This is a genomic window from Leisingera aquaemixtae, from assembly GCF_001458395.1.
Taxonomy (GTDB): domain Bacteria; phylum Pseudomonadota; class Alphaproteobacteria; order Rhodobacterales; family Rhodobacteraceae; genus Leisingera; species Leisingera aquaemixtae.
Genome location: NZ_CYSR01000030.1, coordinates 683,845 through 694,579 on the forward strand (window position 1 = coordinate 683,845; position 10,735 = coordinate 694,579).

The 10,735-nt window shown below is 64.6% G+C and carries 7 protein-coding genes; 5 read left to right on the forward strand and 2 right to left on the reverse strand.

All coding sequences use genetic code 11. The features are described 5' to 3' along the window. Positions 1-10 precede the first annotated feature (10 nt). The gene (locus PHA8399_RS16885) at positions 11-1,099 is read right to left on the reverse strand and encodes a cupin domain-containing protein (RefSeq protein WP_058287260.1); all 1,089 of its coding nucleotides are present in this window, start codon (positions 1,097-1,099) and stop codon (positions 11-13) included. Between the two features lie 163 nt (positions 1,100-1,262). Here PHA8399_RS16885 and PHA8399_RS16890 point away from each other — a divergent pair, with 163 nt between their 5' ends. The 4 genes from PHA8399_RS16890 (at position 1,263) to PHA8399_RS16905 (ending at position 7,678) form a co-directional block, all read left to right on the forward strand. Then, positions 1,263-3,536, forward strand: coding sequence for an NADP-dependent malic enzyme (locus tag PHA8399_RS16890; protein ID WP_058287261.1), 2,274 nt, complete (start codon positions 1,263-1,265; stop codon positions 3,534-3,536). Between the two features lie 44 nt (positions 3,537-3,580). Next, positions 3,581-3,973, forward strand: a complete 393-nt coding sequence (locus tag PHA8399_RS16895; protein ID WP_058287262.1) for a GFA family protein — start codon at positions 3,581-3,583, stop codon at positions 3,971-3,973. 263 nt (positions 3,974-4,236) lie between these two features. Continuing rightward, on the forward strand, positions 4,237-6,129 hold the full coding sequence (prpE, locus tag PHA8399_RS16900) for a propionate-CoA ligase PrpE (RefSeq protein WP_058287263.1): 1,893 nt from the start codon (positions 4,237-4,239) through the stop codon (positions 6,127-6,129). A gap of 106 nt (positions 6,130-6,235) precedes the next feature. Beyond that, positions 6,236-7,678 carry an amidase family protein gene (locus tag PHA8399_RS16905; protein WP_058287264.1) on the forward strand — a complete coding sequence of 481 codons (1,443 nt, stop codon included), beginning with the start codon at positions 6,236-6,238 and terminating at the stop codon, positions 7,676-7,678. Positions 7,679-8,435: 757 nt separating this feature from the next. Here the strand turns inward: PHA8399_RS16905 and PHA8399_RS16910 are convergent. After that, entirely contained in the window at positions 8,436-9,197 is a 762-nt protein-coding gene (locus PHA8399_RS16910) for an NAD kinase (RefSeq protein ID WP_058287265.1), read from the reverse strand. 169 nt (positions 9,198-9,366) lie between these two features. Between PHA8399_RS16910 and glyA the strand changes: the two genes are divergently transcribed. Further along, entirely contained in the window at positions 9,367-10,662 is a 1,296-nt protein-coding gene (gene glyA, locus PHA8399_RS16915) for a serine hydroxymethyltransferase (RefSeq protein ID WP_058287266.1), read from the forward strand. Positions 10,663-10,735 lie beyond the last annotated feature (73 nt).

The following is a 10,735-nucleotide window of genomic DNA, read 5'->3' on the forward strand; positions in this document are numbered from 1 at the left end:
TAAGGTTCCGTCACTGCCCCAGCGTGGTATTGAACACGCCGGGCAGGGTCACCTCCAGCAGTTCAACGTCCTGCGACGGATCACTGAGGCGGGTCTTCATGCCGGGCGGGATGACAAAGGCGTCGCCCTGTTCCAGCCGGTACGGCTCGCGGCCCTCGCCCTCCAGCGTGACTGTGCCGTTCATCACGAAGGTGAAATGGATATCGGTGTCATGCGCGGCCCATTGCGGCTCACCCTCGCCCCGGCGCACCACCTGCACGCCGGCAACGCCCTTGGTGTTTTCTGCAATCGTGGTGTCGCGGCAAATGTAGCCTGGCAGGCGGAACGGCATCCATTCGGCGCCTTCGGCCTTGTTGTAGACAAACCGCTGGCCCTGCCATTCCCGTTCGGGACGGAAGTGCGGCGTCGGCAGGGTCATCTCGTGGTCGATCTCGGTCACATGCTCAGCCGGGACGCCGATCTCGATCACCTGCACATTGTCGCTTGCCTCCAGCACCCGGTGGCGGATTTCCGGCGGCTGGATGAAGCAGTCGCCCGCAGTCAGGCGCATCTTGCCGCCCTGATCCTCGTACACCACATCGACCCAGCCGTGGATGCAGAAGATCAGCTGGAAACCGACGCGGTGGAAATGCACCATGTCCGGTACCGGGCCGCCGTCGGGAATGCGGATGTGGCTGGCGATGATCGAACCGCCGAGCCGGTCCGGCACCAGATCGCGGTAGTGCATGCCCGCACGGCCGATGATCCAGGGCGCCTGGTCCTTGAGGCGGCGGACCACGAAACTGTGCACCGTTTCCGGCATCACCATCGGCGGGTGGCGCTCCTCGATCTCCACCTTGGTGCCGTTGGGTGCGGTCAGGCGGCGCTGGCCTTCGGCAAATCCATCAGGATCTTCAGTCAGAATGCGGATTGTGCCGGGGCTTTCCTGCGCCCCCTTTTCGATGCGCAGCCGCAGCCCGTGGCCGAAAAACACCGCGGTGCGCGGATCATCCGCCGGATAGATCATATCCATCTTCATACCCAAAACCTTGGTGTAAAACGGAATATCGTCGCGCAGCTCCTGCGTGGGCAGGCGGATTTCGGCGATTGTGCCGCTCATTTTTCACTCCCTTTTCATTTGCCCGGAACTGTGGCCGCAGGGCAGGCTTTATGCAAGAAGCCGCCGCCGGGCCGCCGCCGCATCCAATTGCGTCAGTTTGCGCTAGGTTTCCGGCAGGAAAAATGGTTTAACACTAAACAATACGATTTTCGAGGAGCGCCAGATGTCCGATTCACAGAACCTGCGCCAAGCCGCACTCAACTATCACGAGTTCCCCCGTCCCGGTAAGCTAGAGATCCGCGCGACCAAGCCGATGGCCAACGGGCGCGATCTGGCGCGCGCCTATTCCCCCGGCGTTGCCGAAGCCTGCACCGAGATCCAGGCGGATGCGGCCAACGCGGCCCGCTACACCTCGCGCGGGAACCTGGTGGCGGTGGTGTCGAACGGCTCGGCGGTTCTGGGACTGGGCAACATCGGCGCGCTGGCCTCCAAGCCGGTGATGGAGGGCAAGGCGGTCCTGTTCAAGAATTTCGCAGGGATCGACTGTTTCGATATTGAGGTGAACGAAAGCGATCCGGAGAAGCTGGCCGATATCGTCTGCGCGCTGGAGCCGACGTTCGGCGCGATCAACCTCGAAGACATCAAGGCGCCGGACTGCTTTGTGGTCGAGAAACTGTGCCGCGAGCGGATGAACATTCCCGTCTTCCACGACGACCAGCACGGCACCGCGATTGTGGTGGGGGCTGCGGCCAAGAACGCGCTGCATGTGGCGGGCAAGTCGTTTGAGGACATCAAGATCGTTTCCACCGGCGGCGGCGCGGCGGGGATTGCCTGTCTCAACATGCTGGTGAAGCTGGGCGTGAAGCGGGAAAACATCTGGCTGTGCGACATTCACGGGCTGGTCTACGAGGGCCGCGAAGAGGACATGAACCCGCAGAAGGCGGCCTTTGCCCAGGCCTCGGACAAGCGCACGCTGGACGAGGTGATGGACGGCGCAGACCTGTTCCTGGGCCTCTCAGGCCCGAACGTGCTGCAGCCGGATATGGTCGCCAAGATGGCCAAGCGCCCGATCATTTTTGCGCTGGCCAACCCGACGCCGGAGATCATGCCTGAGGCCGCGCGCAAGGTGGCGCCGGATGCGATCATCGCCACCGGCCGCAGCGATTTTCCCAACCAGGTCAACAACGTGCTGTGCTTCCCCTTCATCTTCCGCGGTGCGCTGGATGTGGGGGCCACCGAAATCAATGACGAGATGCAGATTGCCTGCGTCGACGGCATCGCCGAACTGGCCCGCGCCACCACCAGCGCCGAGGCCGCGGCGGCCTACAAGGGCGAGCAGCTGAATTTCGGCGCCGATTACCTGATCCCGAAACCGTTTGACCCGCGGCTGGTGGCGGTTGTGTCCTCCGCCGTGGCCAAGGCGGCCATGGAAAGCGGCGTGGCGACCCGCCCGATCGAGGATATCACTGCCTATAAGCAGAAGCTGAACCAGACGGTGTTCAAATCCGCCCTGCTGATGCGGCCGGTGTTCGAGGCCGCCCGTGCCGCTGCCCGCCGCATTGTCTTTGCCGAGGGCGAAGACGAGCGGGTGCTGCGCGCGGCGCAGGCGATCCTGGAGGAAACCACCGAAACCCCGATCCTGATCGGCCGCCCCGAGGTGATCGAACGCCGCTGCGAAAAGCTGGGGCTGGACGTGCGCCCGGGCCGGGATTTCCAGCTGGTGAACCCGGAAAACGATCCGCGCTATTACGATTACTGGAACAGCTACCACAAGGTGATGCAGCGCCGCGGGGTGACGCCGGATCTGGCCAAGGCGATCATGCGCACCAACACCACCGCCATCGGCGCCATCATGGTGCACCGCGGCGAGGCCGACAGCCTGCTGTGCGGCACCTTCGGCGAGTACCGCTGGCACCTGAATTACGTGCAGCAGGTTCTGGGCGGCGGCACCTATTCGCCGCACGGGGCGCTGTCGATGATGATCCTGGAAGACGGCCCGCTGTTCATTGCCGACACCCATGTGCATGTGGAGCCGACCCCGGAACAGATCGCCGAAACCGTGATCGGCGCCGCCCGCCATGTGCGCCGCTTCGGCCTCGCGCCGAAGATCGCGCTGTGCTCGCAATCGCAGTTCGGCAATATCTCCTGCGACACCGGCAGCCGGCTGCGCGCCGCCATCGAAATCCTCGACGATAAGCGCCGTGATTTCGTTTACGAGGGCGAGATGAACATCGACACCGCATTGGACCCGGAACTGCGCGAGCGGATCTTCCCCAATTCGCGGCTGGAGGGCGCCGCCAACGTGCTGATCTTTGCCCATGCCGATGCGGCCTCGGGCGTGCGCAACATCCTCAAGATGCGGGCCGGCGGGCTGGAGGTCGGGCCGATCCTGATGGGGATGGGCAACCGCGCCCATATCGTGTCGCCCTCGATCACGGCACGGGGCCTTTTGAACATGGCCGCCATTGCCGGCACCCCGGTCGCGCACTACGGTTAACTGCGCGGCCCCATTCGCCGGCCGCCCAATCAGGGAGGCCGGAGATGAGAGGGCATTGCCACTGCGGCGCGGTGCATTGGGAGAGCCAGGCCGAGGCGGCCTGGAGCTGCTACTGCCACTGCGCCGACTGCCGCCGCGTCTGCGCAGCACCTGTCACCGCTTTCTTCGGGCTGCCGCATGAGGCGGTCGACTGGTCCGGTGCAGCGCCGAGCGTCTACAATTCCTCCGAAGGCGTGGAACGGCTGTTCTGCGGCACCTGCGGCACCCAGATGGCCTACCGCACCAGCCGCGATCCGGTGAACATTCACCTTTACACGGCAACGCTGGAAAGCCCGGGCGCCGTGCCGCCCAGGTTTCATGTGTTCCATTCCGATCATGTGAGCTGGCTGGAGCTTAAAGACAGCCTGCCGCGCTATGCCAAATCCTCCAGCGGGTGATTCCCTTCAGCAGCTTCGCGCGCACAGCAGCTGGGATTGCAAGTTTGCAAACTTTCTGCGCCTTTCCGGATTATTCTGCAGCAAACACGGGTTTGCAAAGCACGCCGGGTGCAAACCGGCCAGGGGTTGTAAATCCGGTAAAACATCTGCGTGAATCCGGGCGGAACCTGTAAATTCATTGACGAACCTTGCGTGCGGAAACGGCAAAACTTGCCCGCTCCCCGGTTCCTCGCCTACGCAGATGGAAGGAGGAGATAGACACCATGGGATATCAGGACATTTACGCCACCTGGAAACAGGATCCGGAAGGTTTCTGGATGGAGGCCGCCAAGGGCATCAGCTGGGACGAGGCCCCGAAGCAGGCGCTGTTTGACAAAGGTGAGGGGCTTTACGAGTGGTTTGCCGATGCCAAGGTGAACACCTGCTACAACGCCGTCGACCGCCATGTCGAAGAAGGCCGCGGCGAGCAGACCGCGATCATCTATGACAGCCCGGTCACCCATACCAAGCGTGAAATCTCCTATGTCGAGCTCAGGAACCGGGTTGCCACACTGGCCGGCGCGCTGCGCGCCAAGGGCGTGGAGAAAGGCGACCGCGTCATCCTCTATATGCCGATGATCCCGGAAGCGCTGGAGGCGATGCTGGCCTGCTCCCGCATTGGCGCGGTGCATTCGGTGGTGTTCGGCGGCTTTGCGTCCAACGAGCTGGCAGTGCGGATCGACGATGCCAAGCCCAAGGCGATCATCGCCGCCTCCTGCGGCATCGAGCCGGGCCGGATCGTGCATTACAAGCCGCTCCTGGACGGCGCCATCGACCTGGCCGCGCACAAGCCTGATTTCTGCGTGATCTTCCAGCGCGAGCAGGAAGTGGCGGAGCTGGTACCTGGCCGCGACGTGAACTGGCACGGCTTCCAGTACGGCGTGGAGCCGGCCGAATGCGTCCCGGTCGAGGGCAACCACCCCTCCTACATCCTCTATACCTCCGGCACCACCGGCCAGCCCAAGGGGGTGATCCGCCACACCGCAGGCCAGCTGGTGGCGCTCAATTGGACCATGAAGAACATCTACAACGTCGATCCGGGCGACGTCTTCTGGGCCGCCTCCGATGTGGGCTGGGTCGTGGGCCACAGCTATATCTGCTACGGGCCGCTCATTCACGGCAACACCACCATCGTGTTCGAAGGCAAGCCCGTGGGCACGCCCGATGCGGGCACCTTCTGGCGGGTGATCTCCGAGCATAAGGTCAAGAGCTTCTTCACCGCCCCCACCGCCTTCCGCGCGGTGAAGCGCGAAGACCCGAAGGGCGAATACGTCGGAAAATACGACCTCAGCTGCCTCAAGCAGGTCTATCTGGCCGGCGAGCGTGCGGATCCCGACACCATTACCTGGGCGCAGGAGCAGCTGAAGGTGCCGGTGATTGACCACTGGTGGCAGACCGAAACCGGCTGGTCGATTGCCGCGAACCCGCTGGGGATCGAGGAGCTGCCGGTCAAGCTCGGCTCCCCTGCCGTGCCGATGCCGGGCTATGAAGTCGATATTCTGGATGAAGGCGGCAACCCGGTGGCGCCGGGCGAGCTGGGCGCGATTGCGGTGAAACTGCCGCTGCCGCCGGGCACGCTGCCGACCCTGTGGAATGCTGAGGACCGCTTCAAGAAAAGCTACCTGACCACCTTCCCCGGCTATTACGAGACCGGCGATGCCGGCATGAAGGACGAGGACGGCTACCTCTACATCATGGCGCGCACCGATGACGTGATCAACGTGGCGGGCCACCGCCTGTCGACCGGCGCCATGGAAGAAGTGCTGGCAGGCCACCCGGATGTCGCTGAATGCGCCGTGATCGGCGTGACCGACAGCCTCAAGGGCCAGATGCCGGTCGGGTTCCTCTGCCTCAACGCCGGGGCGGACCGCGACAGCGCGGAAGTGGTGTCCGAAGTTGTCAAACTGGTGCGCGAGAAGATCGGCCCGGTGGCGGCCTTCAAGCTGGCGGTGGTGGTGGACCGGCTGCCCAAGACCCGCTCCGGCAAGATCCTGCGCGGCACCATGGTCAACATCGCCGACAGCACACCCTGGAAAATGCCCGCGACCATCGACGATCCGGCGATCCTGGACGAGATCACCGCGGCGCTGCAGACCATCGGCTACGCCAAGAGCTGAGGAATTCCTCAACAGGAAATTTGGAGAAACCGGGCGGTCCTGCCGCCCGGTTTCCCTTGCAACTCTGCCCTGCCCGCCTAGGCTGCGGACCCAGGGAGAAGAGCAGATGGCAAAGAATGACCTATGGCGCCTGAGCGCAACTGAACTGACCGCCCTGACCCGCGCAGGCGATGTCCGCGCAGAAGACGCGGTGCAGGCCTCGATTGACCGGATGAAGGCGGTGAACCCGGCCCTGAATGCGGTGGTTGAGGACCTGAGCAGCGAGGCGCTGGAACGCGCCCGCGCCTTGGACAAGGCACGCGCAAACGGCGCGCAGCCCGGTCCGCTGCACGGTGTGCCGGTCACCATCAAGATCAATGTGGACCAGGCCGGTCACGCCACCTCCAACGGGGTGACGGCACTGAAGGACCTGATCGCCCCTGCGGACGCGCCCGTGGTCGAGAATCTGCACAAGGCCGGCGCGGTGGTGATCGGCCGCACCAACACGCCGGAGTTTTCCTTCCGCGCCGACACCGACAACCCGCTGTTTGGCCGTACTCATAATCCCTGGGGGCGGCACATTTCCCCTGGCGGCTCCTCCGGCGGTGCCGGGGCCGCTGTGATGGCCGGGATCGGCGCGCTGGCACATGGCAACGACATCGGCGGCAGCTTGCGCTTTCCCGCCGCCGCCAATGGCGCCGTCACGGTCAAGCCGGGCCTGGGCCGGGTCCCTGCCTGGAACCCCAGCCAGACGGCGGAGCGCGGCCTGCTGGCGCAGCTGATGTCGGTGCAGGGGCTGATCACCCGTGCCGCCGAAGACCTGCACCTGTCGATGCCCTCCCTGATTGCCGCGGATCCGCGCGACCCCTTCCACGTACCGATACCCTGGCGCGGCGCGGCGCTGGATGGCCCCATCAAGGTCGCCTTCACGAAAAACACCCACGGCTATGACCTGCACCCGGAGGTCGAGACCGCGCTGGACTTTGCCCGCGATGCGCTCAGCGATGCGGGCTATCAGGTTGAAGGAGTGGAGCCTCCATGCGTGTTTGACGCCGGGCGCACCGGCTACCGCGCGCTGATGGGCGAGATCTATGCGCTGATGAAGCAGGATGTGGACGCGGCCGGTTCGCAGACCGTGCGGGATATCTTTGCCGTCTACTTTCAGGAGTTTCCGCCCTTTGCCGGGGAGGACCTGCTGCGGATGATGGCCAAGCGCACCCATTACGCGCGGCAATGGTCGCTGTTTCTGGAGGAGTATCCTCTGGTGCTGTCGCCCTTCCTGCCGCAGCCCTTCTTCCGGCCCGACCGCGACACAGAAGGCGCGGAAGGCGTGCATGAGGTGCTGGGCTGCGCGGTCTATTCCTATGCGATGAACTTTCTTGGCCTGCCCGCGGCCTCCTTGCCGGCCCGGCTGGCAGAGCTGCCCGGCGGCCCGCAGCCGATCAACGTGCAGATCGCCGCCCGCCGCTGGCGCGAGGATCTGGCGGTGGACGCCTGCGCCGCGATCGAGGCCCGCGCCGGCCGCATGTGCCTGCCGCTGTGGGAAAAAATGCAGGCGGCCTCCGCCTGAAACCAGCGGCCTGGCGAGGCACCGCGCGCCGCGTGAAAGGTCTCGGGGCTTTGCCGGGTTTGGCGGCGGCCGGCGGCTCTCGCAAGGAGTGATGCAAACGGCCGCCGCCTGCCGCCTCTCAGAGCGCCGGACAGCAATCAGAAGGCGGTGACCGGACACGCCCCTGGCTGGGCATCGGCATAAAGCGAGAGCCCGCCGCCAAGGGGGCCTGCGGCCGCACGCCCCTCGCCGGTTTCGGGCGGACCGGCTCGTTGCGAGAGCAACGCCACGCGCGGCTTCTCCAGCATTTTCAGCCGCCGCACGGCACGCATGCGCCGGCAGCCTCGGCTGACAGGCGTTTGCTCCGCACTACACGACAAGATGAAGGCAATGGCGAAAGGCACGGAAGACAGGCCAGCACGCCAGGCCTGTCGCCCAGGCAAGCCCTACGGCCCGTCTCACAGTCCAGGATCCGGATGCACGGGAGGCATATCTAAGGTCCCGGGGAACGGTGTGAACCGCCCCCGGGGAACTTCCATACCCAGACAACTCGCTAAATACAGCGCCCCTCCCGCCATAACAGGCGGACCCGGCTTCGGGCGCAGGCTCCGTGGGCGTTACCGGCTGCAAACAAGGTCACTCATTATTCGAAACACGCCGGTACGGCACTGTGGTGCGCCAGCCCTGCGGCAGACGCCATCCACATCTGCCTGTGGAAAAGCATCGCATGGAATCGTTACCGGGAAGTTCACAAACTCGTGAATCTTCCGTTAAACGGTCAAGTGAACTGCTCGGAAATCAGCCTTTCTTCCAGCCCATGGCCGGGGTCGAACAGGATTTTGTGGCGGATCTGCGGATTGATGCGGATTTCGACCCAGTCGATATCGGCCACCGAAATCGAATCCGCATCGGCCATCACCGGGCGCTTGTCCGCCTCCAGCACGTCAAAGCGCACCATCGCGTTGCTGGGCAAAAGCGCCCCGCGCCAGCGCCGCGGACGAAAGGCGGCAATCGCGGTCAGTGCCAGCACGTCGGCGCCGATCGGCAGGATCGGCCCGTGTGCCGAATAGTTATAGGCGGTGGATCCCGCCGGGGTGGACACCAGCGCACCATCGCAGACCAGCTCCTCCATCCGCACCCGGCCGTCCACGGACACCCTGAGCCGCGCGGCCTGCGGACCTGCCCGCAGCAGCGACACCTCGTTGATGGCCAGCGCCTTGTGGACCTCGCCGCGGCGGTCCATCGCGGTCATCGACAGCGGGTTGATGATCTCCTGCACCGCGTCGCCAAGCCTCTCGATCAGCCCGTCCTCGCGGTATTCATTCATCAGAAAGCCAACGGTGCCGCGGTTCATGCCGTAAACCGGCGCCGGATTGTCCACCATGGTGTGCAGGGTGCTCAGCATGAAACCGTCACCGCCAAGCGCAACGATGATATCAGCCTCTTCGGGGGGAACATGGCCATAGCGGCGGGCCAGTTTGTCGAGGGCTTCCTGGGCAACCTCCGCTTCGCTGGCCAGAAAGGCGATTCTCAAACCCATCAAATCTGTTTCCGGTATTAGGCAACTGGTTCCGAAACAATCACAGCTTTCCGCCAAAGGCCATAGTTGCCGTTCTGTCGCAGGGAAATGTCGCTTTACAGGCTTCCTGCGCAAAGATGTTTCCGATAGGAAATCGCTCAGTTCTGACCCCTACTCCAACGGAGCCACCATGACTGAAGCGACCCGTGACCCCGGCTTTTTCACCCAGCCCCTCGCCGAACGCGATCCTGAGCTTTATGGCGCGATCACGGCCGAGCTGGGCCGCCAGCGCGACGAGATCGAGCTGATTGCCTCCGAGAACATCGCCTCCGCCGCGGTGATGGAAGCGCAAGGCTCCGTCCTCACCAACAAATACGCCGAAGGCTACCCGGGGCGCCGCTACTACGGCGGCTGCCAGTATGTCGACGTCGCCGAGAACCTGGCGATCGACCGCGCCAAGCAGCTGTTCGGCTGCGAATATGCCAACGTGCAGCCGAACTCCGGCAGCCAGGCCAACCAGGGCGTGTTCCAGGCGCTGCTGCAGCCGGGCGACACCATTCTCGGCATGGATCTGGCCTCCGGCGGCCACCTGACCCATGGTGCTGCGCCGAACCAGTCGGGCAAGTGGTTCAACGCCGTGCATTACGGCGTGCGCCGCGATGACAACCGGATCGACTACGACCAGATCCAGGCTCTGGCCACCGAGCATAACCCCAAGCTGATCATCGCCGGCGGCTCCGCTATCCCGCGCCAGATCGACTTTGCCAAGTTCCGTGAAATCGCGGACAGCGTCGGCGCCTATTTCATGGTCGACATGGCCCATATCGCCGGCCTGATCGCCGCCGGTGAGCACCCCTCGCCGTTCCCGCATGCGCATGTCGCCACCACCACCACCCACAAAACCCTGCGCGGCCCCCGCGGCGGCATGATCGTGACCAATGACGAGGCGATCGCCAAGAAGGTGAACTCAGCGATCTTCCCGGGCATCCAGGGCGGCCCGCTGATGCATGTGATCGCAGGCAAGGCGGCCGCCTTCGGCGAGGCGCTGAAGCCGGAGTTCAAGGCCTACCAGAAGCAGGTGCGGGCCAACGCGGCGGCGCTGGCGGACCAGCTGATCAAGGGCGGCCTGGACATCGTGACCGGCGGCACCGACACCCACGTCATGCTGGTCGACCTGCGGCCCAAGGGCGTGACCGGCAACATTGCCGACAAGGCGCTGGGGCGTGCCCATATCACCACCAACAAGAACGGCATCCCGTTCGACCCGGAAAAGCCGACCGTGACCTCGGGCCTGCGCCTCGGCACGCCTGCCGGCACCACCCGCGGCTTCGGCGAGGCGGAGTTCCGCCAGATCGCCGACCTGATCATCGAGGTGATCGACGGGCTGGCGGCCAACGGTGAAGAGGGCAACGCCGATGTGGAAGCGGCGGTGCGCGCCAAGGTCGCGGACCTCTGCGCCAAATTCCCGCTGTACCCGAACCTGTAAGCCTTTACGGCACTGACAGAAACGAACCGCCGCGGCCCATCAGCCGCGGCGGTTATTCTTTGCCGCAAAGGCA